This is a genomic window from Pseudoflavonifractor capillosus, from assembly GCF_016902575.1.
In the GTDB taxonomy this organism is placed as follows: domain Bacteria; phylum Bacillota; class Clostridia; order Oscillospirales; family Oscillospiraceae; genus Enterenecus; species Enterenecus capillosus_A.
The window spans coordinates 1-15,027 of the sequence record NZ_JACSNZ010000013.1 but is presented as its reverse complement, the minus strand read 5'-3'; the positions used below and the strand labels follow the sequence as shown (position 1 = coordinate 15,027).

18 protein-coding genes are annotated in these 15,027 nt (G+C 50.5%); 13 read left to right on the top strand and 5 right to left on the bottom strand.

The window, feature by feature from the left end:
- The 8 genes from H9X86_RS06210 (at position 1) to dgt (ending at position 8,676) form a co-directional block, all read left to right on the top strand.
- A complete protein-coding gene (locus tag H9X86_RS06210) occupies positions 1 to 741 on the top strand; it encodes a phosphoadenosine phosphosulfate reductase family protein (protein WP_204900724.1) in 741 nt (246 codons plus the stop codon).
- Positions 728 to 1,009, top strand: coding sequence for a DUF4315 family protein (locus tag H9X86_RS06205; protein WP_204900697.1), 282 nt, complete (start codon positions 728 to 730; stop codon positions 1,007 to 1,009). The genes H9X86_RS06210 and H9X86_RS06205 overlap by 14 nt, the downstream gene beginning before the upstream one ends.
- Positions 999 to 1,730, top strand: coding sequence for a DUF4366 domain-containing protein (locus H9X86_RS06200; RefSeq protein ID WP_204900696.1), 732 nt, complete (start codon positions 999 to 1,001; stop codon positions 1,728 to 1,730). The genes H9X86_RS06205 and H9X86_RS06200 overlap by 11 nt, the downstream gene beginning before the upstream one ends.
- Complete coding sequence (locus H9X86_RS06195; protein WP_204900695.1) at positions 1,727 to 3,829, top strand: DNA topoisomerase 3; 2,103 nt, start codon at positions 1,727 to 1,729, stop codon at positions 3,827 to 3,829. Before H9X86_RS06200 ends, H9X86_RS06195 begins: the two co-directional genes overlap by 4 nt.
- Entirely contained in the window at positions 3,816 to 4,349 is a 534-nt protein-coding gene (locus H9X86_RS06190) for a hypothetical protein (RefSeq protein WP_243416864.1), read from the top strand. Before H9X86_RS06195 ends, H9X86_RS06190 begins: the two co-directional genes overlap by 14 nt.
- Before the next feature lie 12 nt (positions 4,350 to 4,361).
- Positions 4,362 to 6,221: an antirestriction protein ArdA gene (locus H9X86_RS06185; protein WP_204900694.1), complete on the top strand. Its 1,860-nt coding sequence runs from the start codon at positions 4,362 to 4,364 to the stop codon at positions 6,219 to 6,221.
- Between the two features lie 505 nt (positions 6,222 to 6,726).
- Entirely contained in the window at positions 6,727 to 7,398 is a 672-nt protein-coding gene (locus H9X86_RS06180; protein ID WP_204900693.1) for a hypothetical protein, read from the top strand.
- Between the two features lie 24 nt (positions 7,399 to 7,422).
- Positions 7,423 to 8,676: a dGTP triphosphohydrolase gene (gene dgt, locus H9X86_RS06175; RefSeq protein ID WP_204900692.1), complete on the top strand. Its 1,254-nt coding sequence runs from the start codon at positions 7,423 to 7,425 to the stop codon at positions 8,674 to 8,676.
- 67 nt (positions 8,677 to 8,743) lie between these two features.
- On the opposite strand, the gene H9X86_RS06170 is transcribed toward dgt, so the two are convergent.
- The 4 genes from H9X86_RS06170 to H9X86_RS06155 all read right to left on the bottom strand — a co-directional run bounded on the left by H9X86_RS06170 (position 8,744) and on the right by H9X86_RS06155 (position 11,645).
- On the bottom strand, positions 8,744 to 10,081 hold the full coding sequence (locus tag H9X86_RS06170; protein ID WP_204900691.1) for a relaxase/mobilization nuclease domain-containing protein: 1,338 nt from the start codon (positions 10,079 to 10,081) through the stop codon (positions 8,744 to 8,746).
- Positions 10,042 to 10,371, bottom strand: a complete 330-nt coding sequence (locus tag H9X86_RS06165; RefSeq protein WP_204900690.1) for a plasmid mobilization protein — start codon at positions 10,369 to 10,371, stop codon at positions 10,042 to 10,044. Before H9X86_RS06165 ends, H9X86_RS06170 begins: the two co-directional genes overlap by 40 nt.
- A gap of 244 nt (positions 10,372 to 10,615) precedes the next feature.
- The gene (locus H9X86_RS06160) at positions 10,616 to 10,984 is read right to left on the bottom strand and encodes a helix-turn-helix transcriptional regulator (protein ID WP_204705805.1); all 369 of its coding nucleotides are present in this window, start codon (positions 10,982 to 10,984) and stop codon (positions 10,616 to 10,618) included.
- A 142-nt stretch (positions 10,985 to 11,126) separates the two neighbouring features.
- Entirely contained in the window at positions 11,127 to 11,645 is a 519-nt protein-coding gene (locus H9X86_RS06155) for a PadR family transcriptional regulator (RefSeq protein WP_204900689.1), read from the bottom strand.
- A gap of 111 nt (positions 11,646 to 11,756) precedes the next feature.
- On the opposite strand from H9X86_RS06155, the gene H9X86_RS06150 reads away from it, so the two are divergent.
- From H9X86_RS06150 to H9X86_RS06130, 5 genes are all read left to right on the top strand, one after another.
- On the top strand, positions 11,757 to 12,245 hold the full coding sequence (locus tag H9X86_RS06150) for a hypothetical protein (protein ID WP_097800014.1): 489 nt from the start codon (positions 11,757 to 11,759) through the stop codon (positions 12,243 to 12,245).
- Positions 12,246 to 12,249: 4 nt separating this feature from the next.
- Positions 12,250 to 12,438: a cysteine-rich KTR domain-containing protein gene (locus H9X86_RS06145; RefSeq protein ID WP_097800015.1), complete on the top strand. Its 189-nt coding sequence runs from the start codon at positions 12,250 to 12,252 to the stop codon at positions 12,436 to 12,438.
- Positions 12,439 to 12,552: 114 nt separating this feature from the next.
- A complete protein-coding gene (locus H9X86_RS06140) occupies positions 12,553 to 12,792 on the top strand; it encodes an AbrB/MazE/SpoVT family DNA-binding domain-containing protein (protein ID WP_204900688.1) in 240 nt (79 codons plus the stop codon).
- Entirely contained in the window at positions 12,782 to 13,411 is a 630-nt protein-coding gene (locus H9X86_RS06135) for a DUF998 domain-containing protein (RefSeq protein WP_204900687.1), read from the top strand. Before H9X86_RS06140 ends, H9X86_RS06135 begins: the two co-directional genes overlap by 11 nt.
- Positions 13,412 to 13,417: 6 nt before the next feature.
- Positions 13,418 to 13,606, top strand: a complete 189-nt coding sequence (locus tag H9X86_RS06130; protein WP_204900686.1) for a cysteine-rich KTR domain-containing protein — start codon at positions 13,418 to 13,420, stop codon at positions 13,604 to 13,606.
- 426 nt (positions 13,607 to 14,032) lie between these two features.
- Here the strand turns inward: H9X86_RS06130 and H9X86_RS06125 are convergent, their stop codons facing one another.
- A complete protein-coding gene (locus tag H9X86_RS06125) occupies positions 14,033 to 14,923 on the bottom strand; it encodes an IS3 family transposase (protein WP_207752610.1) in 891 nt (296 codons plus the stop codon).
- Between the last annotated feature and the right edge of the window lie 104 nt (positions 14,924 to 15,027).

Genomic DNA, 15,027 nt, shown 5'->3' with positions numbered 1-15,027 from the left:
ATCAATATGGTTTCCTATGGGGGCGGCGCCAACAGCACCGCCCTTTTGATCGGGCTGCACCAGCACCGTATCCCGGTGGACCTGATTCTCTTTGCGGATACGGGGGCAGAGCATCCCCACACCTACGCCTATCTGGATGTGATGGACCGCTGGCTGAAGGACCACGGGATGCCTCCCATTACCAGAGTGTATAAGACCACCCGTGACGGGAAACGGCTGACGCTGGAGGATGAATGTCTGCAAAGTTGCAGCCTTCCGTCCATCGCCTACGGCTTCAAGCGGTGTTCCCTAAAACACAAGATCGGGCCGCAGGAAAAGTTCTGCAACCATTACCCGCCGTGTCAAAAGGCGTGGGCGGCGGGCAAACGGGTGGTCAAGTTCATCGGCTACGACGCAGGCGAGGGCTACCGCAGCGACAAGGTCCTGCTGGGAGACCTGGCCGACCGAAAATACAGCAAGTGGTATCCCCTGATGGAATGGGGATGGATGCGGGACGATTGCATCCGGCAGATCGAGGCGGCAGGGCTGCCCCAGCCGGGAAAATCGTCCTGTTTTTTCTGCCCCAGCATGAAACCCGACGAGATCACCGCCCTGCGGGAGCAGCATCCCGATTTGTTTCGCCGCGCCCTGGCGCTGGAGGACAACGCCCGGAAAAACCTGAAAACGGTCAAGGGCCTGGGGCGGAACTATTCCTGGAGAGAACGATTTGGAAAGGAGTTTTGCACACATGGCAACGGTTGAGAAGATTCGCAAAGACATCGAAAAGACGAAGGAGAAGATCTCCGCCCAGCAGAAGCGACTTCGGGAGCTGGAGGCGCAGCTCACCGAGGAAGAAAACCTGGAGATCGTCCGCATGGTCAAGGCGGTGCGCATGGACAACAAGGAGCTGACCGCCTTCCTGAAGGCCTACGCCAGCGGCCTGATCACCCTGCCCGACGGGATGATGGAGGCGGAGGCGACGCCGGACCCTGACGACGAGGATATGGAGGACAGTGACCATGAAGAATAAGAAAGTGATCCGGCTGTTTACGGCGATGCTGGCGGTTGTACTGTGCATGACCGCTTTCTCCGTCACCGCCTTTGCGGGCGGCGGGGATGGCGACTATTACACCGGGGAGCCCGCCGAGACGACGCCGGAACCCACCGAGGAACCCGCCACCGGGGGCATGGAGCCGGATGGCCAGCCCCTGACCCCGGAGGGCAACGCCACGCTGGTGGACGACTATTACGGCGACAAGCAGCTTATCACCGTGACCGCGAAAGCGGGCAACTATTTTTACATCCTGATCGACCGGTCCAACGAGGACAAGGAGACCGCCGTTCACTTCTTGAACCAGGTGGATGAAGCCGACCTGATGGCGCTGATGGAAGATGGACAGACAGAGGAAAAGCCCGCTGCTTGTACCTGCGCCGAGAAGTGCCAGGCCGGTGCGGTGAATACCGCCTGTCCGGTCTGTGCGGTGAATATGAGCGAGTGCGCCGGGAAAGCGCCGGAGGTGGAGCCGGAGTCCGAACCGGAGCCGGAGAAAGAGTCCGGCAGCGGCGGCGCCCTGGTGCTGATCCTGCTGCTGGCGGCTCTGGGCGGCGGCGGAGCCTTCGCCTACATCAAGTTCATCAAGCCCAAGCAGGGCGCAAAGGTCAGCGCCGACCCGGACGACTATGAGTTCGAGGACGAGGAATACGAAAACGAGGATGTTCCTGAACAGGAAGAACAGGAGGACCAGAATTGAGCAAATTGGTGATCTGTGAAAAACCGAGTGTAGCAAAGAGCATCGCGTCGGCCCTGGGTGTCACATCCAGGGCCGATGGCTATTTTGAAGGCGGCGGCTGGCGGATTTCCTGGTGCATCGGGCATCTGGTGGGGCTGGCGGACGCAGCCGCCTATGATGACCGCTACAAGAAATGGCGGTATGAGGATCTTCCCATCCTGCCCAACCCCTTCCGCTATGTGGTGTCCGAGGAAAAGGCTGCCCAGTTCCACATTCTCCGTTCCCTGATGGAACGCCCCGATGTGTCGGAGCTGGTCAACGCCTGCGACGCAGGGCGCGAAGGTGAATTGATCTTCCGGCTGGTCTATGAAGCCGCCGGATGCAAAAAGCCCTTCTCCCGCCTCTGGATTTCTTCGCTGGAGGACGCGGCGATCCGGGAGGGCCTTGCCGATCTGCGCCCCGGCGGGGACTATGACCCGTTGTATCAGTCGGCGCTTTGCCGCCAAAAGGCGGACTGGCTCATTGGTATCAATGCAAGCCGCCTGTTCTCCGTCCTCTACCATCGCACTCTGAACGTGGGGCGGGTACAGACACCCACCCTTGCCATGCTGGCAGACCGGGACAACAAGATCGTCCTGTTCCGTAAAGAGAAATACCATCATGTGCGGCTGGCGCTGGAGGGAGCCGAGGCGGTTTCTGAAAAATTCACAGCTATGGAGGATGCTCAGACCATCCAGGATGCCTGCGATGGTAAAAAAGCAACCTGTGTATCCGTGGTGCGGGAGAAAAAGACGGAAAAGCCGCCCAAGCTGTACGACCTGACCACCTTGCAGCGGGAGGCAAACCGGGTGTTCGGCTACACGGCCAAGCAAACCCTGGACTACGCCCAATCGCTCTATGAAAAGAAGCTGCTGACCTATCCCCGCACGGACAGCCGGTATCTGACGGTTGACATGGCGGAGACCGCCTCCGTGGTCCTGCATCTGGCGGTACGAGTGGCGCCCTTCGACGCCTGCCCGGAGTTTTTCCCCGATGTTTTGGCTCTGGTGAACGACAAGGAGGTATCCGACCACCACGCCCTGATTCCCACCCTGGAACTGGAAAAGGCGGATGTGCCTGCGCTGCCTGTGGGCGAGCGCAATATCCTTCTGCTGGTCTGCTGCAAACTGCTGTGTGCGGCGGCGGAGCCTTTCGTGTACGAGGCAGTCACGGCCACCTTCGATTGCGGCGGACATACCTTTACGGCAAAGGGAAAGCAGGTGCTTTCCCAGGGCTGGCGGGCCATCCAGGAGGTGTTTCGTTCCTCCCTGAAGGAGAAGCCGGAGGATGAAGATGCCGAAGGCGTCCTTCCGGCCTTGACCGAGGGGCAGGTCTTTGAGCCGGTCACCGCCTCTGTCACCGAGCACTTCACTTCGCCACCGCGCCCCTATACGGAAGATTCCCTTCTGGCAGCAATGGAGAACGCAGGCAAGGAGGACATCCCAGAGGACGCGGAACGGCGCGGCCTGGGCACCCCGGCGACAAGGGCGGCCATCATTGAAAAGCTGGTGTCCGGCGGATTCGTGGAGCGCAAGGGCAAGAACCTGATCCCCACAAAAGCGGGCGTCAACCTGGTCACGGTGCTGCCGGAGTTGCTGACCTCCCCCAAGCTCACGGCGGATTGGGAGCAGCGGTTGAACGAGGTGGCAAAGAGCCAGACGTCACCGGAGGACTTCATGGACGGGATCGAGGCAATGGCGGCGGAGCTGGTGCGGAAATACTCCCACATTTCCGAGGATGGGCAAAAGCTGTTCCAGCCGGAGAAGGAGACGGTGGGTCTCTGCCCCCGCTGCGGCAAGCCGGTTTATGAGGGCAAGAAGAACTTCGCCTGTTCGGACCGTGCCTGTCAGTTTGTCATGTGGAAGAATGACCGTTTCTGGACCAGACGCCGCAAGGAAATGACCCGGAAGATGGCGGCCGACCTTCTGAAAAAAGGCCGTACTTCCGTCAAGGGGATGTGGTCGGAGAAGAAAGGTTCCACCTATGACGCCGTGGTGATCCTGGACGATACCGACGAAAAGTATGTCCGCTTCAAACTGGAGTTTCCCAAGCGAAAGGAAGGTGTGAATGGCAAAAAGTAAATTGGATATTTCGCTGAACGATCTGAAAGCAATGCTCCCCCAGGAGAGGGAACCTGCGGAGCTGGAGGCAACGCTCCGAGCTCTGTCCTCCCTCTCCCCGGAGGATAGGGATCTTCTGGCCGCTGTGCAGGAGTCTCCCTTCCGCCTGACCACTTGGGAGCAGTTCCGAGAGTTTCCCGCCAACACCGAGTATTTTGTCCTGGAGTCCAACATCTGCAAGGTGGAGGATGTGGGCTGGCGCTATCTGGCGCAGCATTTGGACGTCCTTCTGCCCCCGGAGCTGCTGGACGCCATTGATCCCGTTCCCTTTGGCGATCATGCCATGCAGGAGGAACAGGGGTGCTTCACCAGTAAAGGGTATCTCACCCTTTCCGGCGACGAGTGGGAACATGAGCACCCCAGAGAGAGGCAGACGGAGAAAAAGCCCTCCATCAAGGAGCGGCTGGAGCAGAGCCGGAAGGAATGTGCCAACCAGAGCAAGGCGCAGCCCCATCGGGAAAAGTCTGCGCCGGAACTGTAAGGAGGTGTCGTTATGCCCCATTATGACTATGACAAAGATTATCCCTTTGCCGCTTTCATCACCAACCTGGGCAAATATAACGAGGGTGCCCTTGTGGGCGAATGGGTGAAGTTCCCCACCACGGCGGAGGAACTGAAAAAGGTCTTTGAGCGTATCGGGATCGGTGCGAAGGACGACTTCGGGCAGACCTATGAGGAATGGTTCATCACGGACTACGACTGCTATGTGGACGGCCTCTATGACCTGTTGGGCGAGTATGCCAACCTGGACGAACTGAACTATCTGGCCTCCAAGCTGGATGACATGAGTCAGGACGAATATGAGCGGTTCCAGGCGGCTATGGAGATCGGCGATCACACGGGCAGCATCCAGGAGCTTATCAACCTGACGGAGAACCTGGACTGCTACGATGTTTACCCCGACATCCACGACTACGACGATCTGGGACGGTATTACATCGAGGAACTGGACGCCATGCAGGTACCGGAGCATCTGCGCAACTACATCGACTATGAGGCCTATGGGCGGGACATCGCCCTGGAGGAAAGCGGCCAGTTCACCGACCTGGGCTATGTGCGGGACACCGGGGACAGCTTCCATGAGTATTACGATGGCGAGCGCGGCAGCATCCCGGAGGAATACCGGGTGATGACCTTCCAGGACGACATCCCCGAAGAAGAAATTTCGGAATGGGCCATGGACCTTGCCTACGATATGGACGAGTTTTTCCGGCAGCACGACCCGCAGTATGCCGCCGAGCACCCGGAGGAACACGCGGCAAAGGAAGAAATCTACGAGAAACTTTCCGATTGCCGCATTGCCCCTCTGGAAGAAAAGCTGAAAGCGTTGGGCCAGACCCCAGAGGACTACCTTCCCTCCGAGCTGGAGAAGTTCAAGGAGGCTGTGGGCTACGAGGCATATTTGGATGTGGACCCGCAGGTGATTCGGGAGGCCATCGAAAACCCGGATCAGTCCCATGTGGATGAGATGCTGGCCTTTGCGGAACAGGCAAACCGGGAGTATGAGGCGGAGTTGTACGGTCAGCAAGCGGCGCCCACCCCGGACGACCGTGAGACCGGCGAAACGGTGCGGACCCCCAGAGGCACCTTCCATGTGACGGATATGAGCCGAGAACAGATGGAGGCGGCCGGATACGGTTTCCACCACGAGTCGGAAGATGGGAAATATCTCATCATGGCCAACGGTAGCCGCGCCTTTGCCATCCCCAGCGGAGACGCCCCCGAACATACCGCGCCGGAGAAGTTGACCGTCCTGGTGGTGGAGCCTATGAAGGAACCCTATGTGAAGGAGATCGATCCTGGTCTCCATGCGCTGCAAGCGGAGGTGGGCGGCGATATTGCCGCCTCCTATCCCTTTGACGATCCGGTGGGGTTGGTGCTGAATGATGAAGGCAAGCTCATCGGTCTGGACCTGAACCGTTCCCTCCGGGACGAGCATGGCGAGATTTACGACATTGTGGCGGGCACCTTCCTGGTGGTGGGCCTGGGGCCGGAGAGTTTCGCGTCCCTGCCCCTGGACATGATCCAGAAGTACACCGAGCAATTCAAGCGGCCGGAGCTGTTCGCCAGCATCAATGGGCAGATCGTGTCCGTCCCCGTGGAGCCGGAAAACCCGCTGCGCACGGCGGAAATGACCCTGGAGGATGACTACGGCATGATCGACGGGATCATCAACAACGGCCGCCGTGGGGAAGAATTGGAGAAAGCCAAGGCCGAGGTGCGCAGGACCACGCCGGAGAAAAAGCCCTCTATCCGGGATCGGCTGGAGGACGCAAAACGGGAGTGCGCGGAACGGAAAGGCCCGGACAAGCCTGCCCCGCAGAAGAAGCCCCCGGAGCTGGGCGACTTATGAGCCGGAGCAAGAAATGGCGTCTGGAATGGTCATTCTTCCTGGGCGAGAACGGCAGGCGCCGGTATAACAAACTCTGCAAGGGTTGTATCCATCCCTGTAAGCAGAGTTTCAGGGCGGTAGTAGTGTCCTGCCCGCACTATCTTTCCCGCCGCTCCCAAAAGTGCAGGAATTAGGGTTCTAAATGGCCGAAGAAATCGCCTGTGTCAGCTTTTCCGTGTAGGGGCAGTATGATTTTCCATGTGGGGCGGTAAGGTGTTTCTGCATAGGGAAACCGCTGGATTTTCACCTTTAGACAAAGGGAGCGCCATCATCAGATTAAAGTGGTCTGGTGGTGACGCTCCCATTTTTTATTTATCGACCCATAAAAGAAGGTTTTCACACCTGAGTGTTTTACATCAAATAGGCAAAGATTCTTAATAAACACTCATTACATGCACTTCCATACACCAAAAATTTCTGCTATAATAAACAAAATGTGTTGCATTTTGGGAAGTGATTTTTGGATATGACGAATAAAGATATTCAGCGAATTCTATTGGAAAAAGAAGTCGCCCATTTATATCATGCCAATTCCATGGCTACCGCTTGTACATTTTTGGAAAATGGAGGATTGCTCTCCCGAGGGGCAGTTGAAGATTTTGGCCTTTATCAGACCCCCCAAGAAACTGATGCTACCGATAAGCTGCTAGATGTTTATTATGATATTTTCTTCGATTCTGTTGATATACATGAAAGAATTGGAAAAATAAATCATTATGGTCCCATTGTGTTTGTTTATTCTACTGATGTGCTAGAAACATTGCCTGAAGGAACAATACAAATTACAAAAGATAATCCAATTCGCTGGTTCCCAAATACTCCAGAAAATAGACGATACTTTTCATCTGAAGAAGAATTATACTTTGGATATACTAAGGGCGACTTTACTCAACATATAACGCTGCGACATCAAACAGAGGCACTTCCTTTTGATTATTTGGAAAAGATAATTATAGATAATCCTATGATAGACAATACGAGTTATTTTGAAAATGCATATTGTCATCTACAGTTCTTAATAGAGAAATATGCACCATGGGTATGTTTAGAAATTCGCCAATGCCCTTTAGGGTGTAGTTGCCACCAGCAATACAGATCATACAAAGAAGGGTATGTTTATCATAAATTTCATTTCTGATATTTACATGAGGAGGAAATATAGATGATAAAAGGAGCTCCCAACGATAGTAATTTCTTAAATTATCGGAGATATACAGAGGATCCAGAAAGCGGCATATGTAAGAGAGATTGTTTCCAAAGAGATCGGGACAGAATTATGCATTCAAGAGCTTTTCGGCGTATGATGCACAAAACCCAGATTTTTAATGCTAATATGGGAGATCATTACCGCAATCGCTTAACACACACTCTTGAGGTTAGCCAAATTGCACGTTCTATTGGAAAGGCATTATGCTTAAATGATGAATTAATAGAAGCCATTGCATTAGGACATGATTTGGGACATACACCTTTTGGACACATAGGTGAAAGAACTTTACATGAAATTTTGATGAATGGCGCAGTTTCAAAGGAAACTCAAATTAGTCAAGGATTCAAACATAATTTACAGTCCTTACGCGTAGTTGATGAATTAGAAAGCCGTTGCTCTTCTTACGCTGGACTGAACCTAACCCTTGCAGTTCGTGAAGGAATTCTGAAGCATACCTCAACCCAAAAAAGCGGAGTTCCCATTGTTTTTCCAGAAGGTAACTTTGACAATATGCGTTTGGACGCCCCCTCCTTCACATTGGAAGGGCAAGTAGTTGCATTAGCGGATGAAATTGCACAATGTACGCATGATATAGAAGATGGCGTGCGTAGTAAGATTATCTCCTTTGATGCTCTCAGTAATGACCCATTTGTGCAAAAGGTTATCAGCGAAAGTGGGATTTCTCTTAACGAGAACACTAAAACTCCTGCGTATGATACTCGATCACTTATTATTAAGAATATGGTCGGCTTTTTTATTAAGGATGCGTGTATTGAATCAACCAAGCAAATTGAAAAATATATAGATGCATATTCACCTAATTATTCGACCCTAGACAATTGTATCAAAGAAAAATGTGTTATGCTATCGCCTGATGTTGAACGTGCGCGTAAACGTATATATAATGACATGATAGTTAATCGTGTAATATGTTCTGAGCAAATCAGCATTTCAGATTCTAAATCCGAGTATTTAATTAAACAACTTTTTAAAGCTTTTTTTACTCATCCCAAGCAATTGCCAGACTATGTCCTCGAAAAGTACTGTAACCGAAGCGGAATCGAATTTAATCGTGCAACTTTAGATGTTGAGAAGATTCAAAAGGATCCACGCTTTATTCGGACAATTTGTGATCATATTGCCGGAATGACAGATCAATTTGCAGCAAGAGAGTATTATCGTCTATATATCCCTGAATATAAATAATATAAAATTTATTTAATTACTTTATCCCTGATAAATCAAATGGATGGATTAAAGTTACTTGCCTGGTTTAGTAACATATTTCTTTGTCCCTGCTTATCGGTGTCTTCGAGAGTAAGATATTCAAGTTTTGCTGTATGGTATCATACTCCTTTTCTTCCTGCTGTATTTTCCGAAGTTCCGCTTGCAGGGCAGTCTTGCGGGAGGAGAGTCCATCCAGTTCCGCTTTCAGTTTTTCGGCTGAAGGAAGTTTGGTGAGTCCGGCTTTCTTGATCTCTCTGGCTGCCGCCTCGAATAAGATGATCTCGCTCTCAAAGCCACGGAGAAATTTTTCCTTATCCTTTGATGCCTTGTAGCGGTCATAGACGGGTTTCAGTTTGCGGTAGGTGTCGATCTGCTTTCCCAGGAGGGCAAGGTCGGTAATCTGCTGTTCCACATCCCGCAGGCCCTCCCTGGTGCGGATGGAGGCGGCAGAAACGGCATCGCACCGTTCCACCAATTCCTCATAACTGCCGATGCCGTGTTCAGTAAGAAAGTTCATGGTGGCAGCCGCTCGTTTCAGATTCTCAATAGTTGCCCACCGCTGGTATCCGGCGCTCTGCTGGGCCTTGATATTGTTCTGAATGTCAATGAGCAGACTGACCTTTCCGCTGCGCTGCTTGGGCACTCTGGATGGTCGGAGGCCTCTGACGATTCGGGAGGCAATGGCTTCTTCCGTGTAATCGGCGCCCAGGGTTTTGAGCCGGGTGAACCGATCCTGGTCTGGCGCCCTGACGGAGATATGCTTTCCCCGCTTGATCTCGTATCCTTCTCGCTGCAACCGGGCAAGCAAATCTTCCAGGCTGGAGGACGCGGGGATCAGCCGGTCGATGGAGGCTTTCAGCTTTGCCTTGTAGCTGGTGCCGTTCTGTGCGGCCTGATGCTCAATGTAGCTCTTGCCCTTATTCTGGCCGGGGACGATGACGGACAAGCCGTGTTCTTTGCACAGCCGGTCGCTGGCCCGGCGTATCTCGTGATAGCTGCGCTTGTTGGAATGGTAGTGCTTGTGGTCGGTGAAACTGACCGCATTAAAAATCAGATGGTTGTGAATATGTCCCTTGTCAATATGGGTGGTAAGTACAAACTCGTACTTGCCACCCAATATTTCTTTTGCCAACTGCATCCCGATCTCATGGGCTTCCTCGGCGGAGACCTCCCCAGGCTCAAAGGCTTGGATCAGGTGGCGGCCCAAGTGCGTACCCTTGTCGATGGCATGACGGCGTGTCCATTCAAATTCAATGTCGGCGGTCTCGGCGGCGCAGCCAAAGGAGGACACTAGCAGTTTCCCGTCCGTCTTGTCAGGATTGCAGATATAGTCAATCGCCGCTTTCAGCGTTGACTTAATAGGATGCGTCTTTGTAACTGCCATATCTGATCCAGCCTTTCCCGGATTTTCTCCATATCGGCCTGATAGGTGGGGCCTCCGGCGTTGACCCGCTTGGCGATCTGATTGATGTTCCGGCCAATGGCGGACAGAAGTTTGTTCATCTCCTTAATGTCCCTGGTGTCCACCTGGATGATATATCCGTCAATCGCCATCTTCCGCAGGTAGGCGCCGATCCGCTTTGTCTGGAGCTGGGCCATTTTCTGCTCAATCAAGGTGCGTTCTTCCACTGTTACCGGGCAGCGCAGGATGATGGGGCGTCTGCGATTTGCCATAGGGCGACATCGTCCTTTCTGCAAAAGGGTTTGGGAGTATCCCAACAAGCAATTTTGTGTTTAGGGGGAAGGGGTTCCCTAAAGCAAAATTCGCAAGTGTGGCCACACTTGCTGTGCTTGCTCTACGCTCCTTCCCCCGTAAATACAATGCCGGAAACACCTTTATCTGCCCGCAAAATCCCGGATTTTTCAAAAAGAAAAGGGCGGCAGAGCCGCCCTGGAGAAACGAAAACAGAGGATGCTTTCACACATCCCCCGTTTCTTTCGTTGATTGTTTAATTTTCAACGCTCCATCGATTGCGCCCTCAATGACTGGTAAATAGTGCTCCGGGCAAAGCTTCAGCTTGTGGCTGACACGCTGCCGCTGTGCGCTTTCCTCCCGCATGACCTCTGGATTAAAGTATCGTTCCACGGGAAGTCCGCACACTTTGATAAGCTGTATGATGACCGGCAGAGCGGGAATCGTACCTTCGTTCTCGATATTTGCGAGATACCGGGAGTCGATGTCGATGATTTCCGCCAATGCCCTGCGCGACAGATGCTTTGCGTTCCGTGCGGCTTTTACATCGGCACCGAAAGTTTCAAAACCGGGGCAATCTTCAATGTTCGCCATATAGCATCACCCACTTACATTGTATATTTCATACTTTGCCCGTGGAATGTTGCTATATGCTATATATCTACATTTTATAATTCATGCTTTTGGGTTGTGCACTTAATTTATCAGATACCGAACAGCTTTCAACAGTTGGTCATTATAATATTGCATGAATCAAACTCTCAGTACCTGCAATTTCTGCTTCAACAATATATTTAGTTCGTTCAATATTAGCCTTTGCAATGGAAGGTATGTCGTCTTTTATGCCTGTTATCTGCTGCTCAATTCCCTCAAGATAGCTATTTAATATTTTCAAACGCTGTGAAAGCAGACTTTGCGGATCATCTAACGCATCAATAAAAAATGCGGCAATCGAGAAAATGTTGGTATCATAGTCGAAGGACAAAATTGATTGCTGTAATGTTGCCACAAATTCTTGTTTCCCTTTGTCTGTAAGCGAGTAAATCGTCTTGTCGGGCATATTTCCAGCCTTTTCAATGCTGCCATAAATATATTCTTTCTTCTCTAAGACTTTTAGTGTAGCGTAGACTGTCGAATTGGCGATGTTGTACCAACGATGAACATTCATGATTTGTAGCTGCTTGATAATTTCATATGGATTAAGCGGTCTTTGATTGATCAGACCCAATAACATAGTAGCAGATTTCGAGAGCATAACGCATACCCCTTGACTTTAGTTTTAAGTTGTAGTACTCTATATATAGAGTACTACAATATTATATTATAACTGTACCACAGATAAAATCAAAATACAAGGGGGAGTAAAATGCCGCAACTAAATAAGGGTGGAAAATATGTATTTGGACTTTCCGCCATCAGCAATAGGCGAGAAATACTTTTTCCGGCAGAGACTCTTGAACAATATCCTGTTCAAAAAGAAGGACGCATTATTATTTTCACGGGGAGCAAAATCACGGGCGGATTTTGCGTGACCAGCAAACAATTACTTGGGCAATCAAAATTGAAGCATATATTAGATGATTGTCCCGCATTGTCACAGTACACGATTGATGAAGGAGAATTCGTTCGCTATAAAGGACGAGGCTATACTTGGCTGCATATTTCTCAAAACGGTGTTGTGAGGCTGCCCGAAAACACGATGCGATATTTGAATCTTTCCTGTGGGGATATTCTCATGTCGATTAAAAGCAGTGACATCGCATTTACAATGGGAGCAAGAGGACCGCTTATGGACAAAGTACATTCTTACCCCGGTCATATCAAGGAATATCGGGTTACTTGCTGCGGGCAATAAGGATATGAGTCATATTGAGTGGGTATTATGTCCTGTCTGCGGCAGTAAAACACGATTAAGAATCCGCAGCGATACCATTCTTGAAAATTTCCCATTGTTTTGCCCCAAATGTAAACACGAAACTTTAATCGCAGTTCGACAACTAAATCTATCCATCGTGCAAGAGCCAGACGCTAAGACGCAGAGCCGATAGCCCGCAGATTAAGTGTTGTGGATACCGGCTCTTTTTTAATATAGTTGACATTTCACACAACTAAATATATACTTTTCATGTAGATGTGAAAAGTATGATTTGGGGTGAAAACAAATGTCAATGCCAAAAGGAAAACATATTTTTGGAACTGTCAAAGTAGGAGAACGTGGTCAAATCGTTATTCCTAAAGAAGCGCGTGAAATATTTGATATCAACCCGGGCGACACTTTGCTTGTTTTAGGAGATGAAGATCAGGGAATTGCTGTAGTCAAAGCTGATGTTATGCAGGAAGTTGCTGTAAAAATATTAAAGGGCTTAGGCCATTTTAAGAGAGGCCTCGACGATGAAATATAACTTTACAAGTATTTTACCGGCTCTGCTGGTTGTCGATTTAGTACTTCCATTTCTGCTGGCTCCTACTTATAAAGGTTACAACCATCTTACACAGGTAATGAGCGTATTAGGAAATCAGAAAGCACCACTTCATATGTTTTATAACGCTTGGCTCATTTTGCTGGGGATTTCGTTGTTGATTGGTTCTTACCAACTTCATTTCGCTGTTGTGAAAGTGTCCCCGTGGCTGTCTACTCTGCTTTGCTTAGTAACTTCTGCATACGCCCTAGGTGGTTGCTTGCTGTCAGGTATTTTTCCTGTGGGAGAAAGCAAAAGCCTTGATACCCTTTCCGCCAAAATACACGGATTCGGTTCAGTCATTGGTTTCCTGTTGCTGACACTTGCTCCAGTGTTTATCGGATGGTATTTTTTCAAAATTTCAAACAGGCTTGCAGGTACATCATCTGTACTTTGCTTTTTTTTGGCAATCGCATTTTTTACACTATTTGTCATAGCTGACAAGTCTGTGTATCAAGGCACAGTAATAGCATTAGAAGGACTGTGGCAAAGATTAAGCTTGCTTTTTATGTATATTCCGATTGGCATGCTTTCTATTATTGTTGCAGTAGAAAGCAGGTGAATCATTATGGAACATCATGAATGGATTCTGTGTCCTGTCTGCGGCAGCAAAACACGATTGAAAATCCGCGATGACACAGTCCTGGAAAACTTTCCGTTGTATTGCCCCAAGTGCAAACATGAAACCTTGATTGCAGTAAGACAACTGAATTTATCCATCATCCAAGAGCCAGACGCTAAGACGCAGAGCCGATAACACTGAGGGAAAACCTCGTAGGTTATCGGCTCTGTTTTTATATCCTCTATGATCTGCCCGGCGGCAGAAAAGAAAAAACCGCCGCGGGGCAGATGGCTTTCTGCGCGCAAAAGCACTTTCTTCACGGCGGTTCAATTCGAGCCGCCGTTTTTCTTTGCCCTGACAGCTTCCACGGCGGCATAGAAGGAGGATGCCGCCATGCTGCGCCGGATACTATCCCCACCTGATCTGACAAGGGCTAGCCGCTCAAAAAAAGCCCGTTCTATTCGACGGAGAGGTTCGGCCATGAGTATGAACTATACCATGTAAATAAACTTCATATTACTTGCTATTTTGCCCGGTGGGTCTGAACTGCTCCCCGTCAAGAGGACAGTGAAAAAATATAAAGTTTTCCCGGCCAGTAGCCTATGTGCTGCTGGCCGCTTTTTATGCAGCGAGATACAGCTCGTGCTTCTCCATCGGCGTCAGCACGCCCAAGTTGCGCTGTACTCTCCTGGTGTTGTAGTAGTGGATATAGTGTTGAATCATCAGGACAAGTTCTTTCTTACTGGTAAATCGTCTGCCGTAGTAACGCTCCCGCTTTAAGATGCCCCAGAACCCTTCCATGGGGCCATTGTCAATGCAGTGGGCCACACGGGACATACTTTGTGTCATTCCTGCCTGCACAAGCTTGTGGTGGAAGGTTCGGTTGGTATACTGAAACCCTCTGTCGCTATGGAACAAGGGGTGAGCACCAGGATTGGCCTTCACAGCCTTGTCAAAGGTCTTGAATACAAGAGGATTGTCATTGCGATCCCCCAGCACAAAGGCCACAATGCGCCGGTCATAGAGATCCAGAATAGCGCTGAGATAGACCTTGTGTACTTCAGTTCCCTCATACCACTTAAACTCGGTCACATCGGTCAGCCATTTTTCATTCGGCTTTTCTGCATAGAATTGGCGATCCAACAGGTTTTCAGCTAGATACTGAGGGTTCTTGGCCCGTCTGGTACAGCCGTGATTGCTGTACTTCACGGTAGAGCGAATATCTCTGGCCCGGCAAATGCGCAGCACTCTCTTGTCGTTGACGTGGATGCCGTAGTCGTGGCGCAAGTCATCGTTCAGCCTCCGATAGCCTTTGTCTGGGCTCTCGGAGTAGATTTTCTCGATCTTATCCGCCAGTTTCTCGTTCTCCGTAGCTCTGCGGCTCAACTTTCCAGAAGCCCATTTATGATAGGCAGAACGAGCGACATGGAGCAGTTTACACGCCACCTCAATGGGGTACCCCTGATTTTCATGGCACTCCTGAATGGCTTTATAAGTACGACGCTGCCTCACTTCTTCCAGGCCTCTCTCCTCTCGATCTCGTCCAATTTTTTTAGCAGTGCATTCTCCATTTCCGCCAGATATAGCTTGTGCTTGAGTTGCTCAATTTCAATTTG

Bases quoted from the DNA above. Each gene is read 5' to 3' on its own strand.
- H9X86_RS06205 (WP_204900697.1), top strand. From the start codon at position 728: ATGGCAACGGTTGAGAAGATTCGCAAAGACATCGAAAAGACGAAGGAG.
- H9X86_RS06200 (WP_204900696.1), top strand. From the start codon at position 999: ATGAAGAATAAGAAAGTGATCCGGCTGTTTACGGCGATGCTGGCGGTT.
- H9X86_RS06190 (WP_243416864.1), top strand. From the start codon at position 3,816: ATGGCAAAAAGTAAATTGGATATTTCGCTGAACGATCTGAAAGCAATG.
- H9X86_RS06185 (WP_204900694.1), top strand. From the start codon at position 4,362: ATGCCCCATTATGACTATGACAAAGATTATCCCTTTGCCGCTTTCATC.
- H9X86_RS06180 (WP_204900693.1), top strand. From the start codon at position 6,727: ATGACGAATAAAGATATTCAGCGAATTCTATTGGAAAAAGAAGTCGCC.
- dgt (WP_204900692.1), top strand. From the start codon at position 7,423: ATGATAAAAGGAGCTCCCAACGATAGTAATTTCTTAAATTATCGGAGA.
- H9X86_RS06170 (WP_204900691.1), bottom strand. From the start codon at position 10,081: ATGGCAGTTACAAAGACGCATCCTATTAAGTCAACGCTGAAAGCGGCG.
- H9X86_RS06165 (WP_204900690.1), bottom strand. From the start codon at position 10,371: ATGGCAAATCGCAGACGCCCCATCATCCTGCGCTGCCCGGTAACAGTG.
- H9X86_RS06160 (WP_204705805.1), bottom strand. From the start codon at position 10,984: ATGGCGAACATTGAAGATTGCCCCGGTTTTGAAACTTTCGGTGCCGAT.
- H9X86_RS06155 (WP_204900689.1), bottom strand. From the start codon at position 11,645: ATGCTCTCGAAATCTGCTACTATGTTATTGGGTCTGATCAATCAAAGA.
- H9X86_RS06150 (WP_097800014.1), top strand. From the start codon at position 11,757: ATGCCGCAACTAAATAAGGGTGGAAAATATGTATTTGGACTTTCCGCC.
- H9X86_RS06145 (WP_097800015.1), top strand. From the start codon at position 12,250: ATGAGTCATATTGAGTGGGTATTATGTCCTGTCTGCGGCAGTAAAACA.
- H9X86_RS06140 (WP_204900688.1), top strand. From the start codon at position 12,553: ATGTCAATGCCAAAAGGAAAACATATTTTTGGAACTGTCAAAGTAGGA.
- H9X86_RS06135 (WP_204900687.1), top strand. From the start codon at position 12,782: ATGAAATATAACTTTACAAGTATTTTACCGGCTCTGCTGGTTGTCGAT.
- H9X86_RS06130 (WP_204900686.1), top strand. From the start codon at position 13,418: ATGGAACATCATGAATGGATTCTGTGTCCTGTCTGCGGCAGCAAAACA.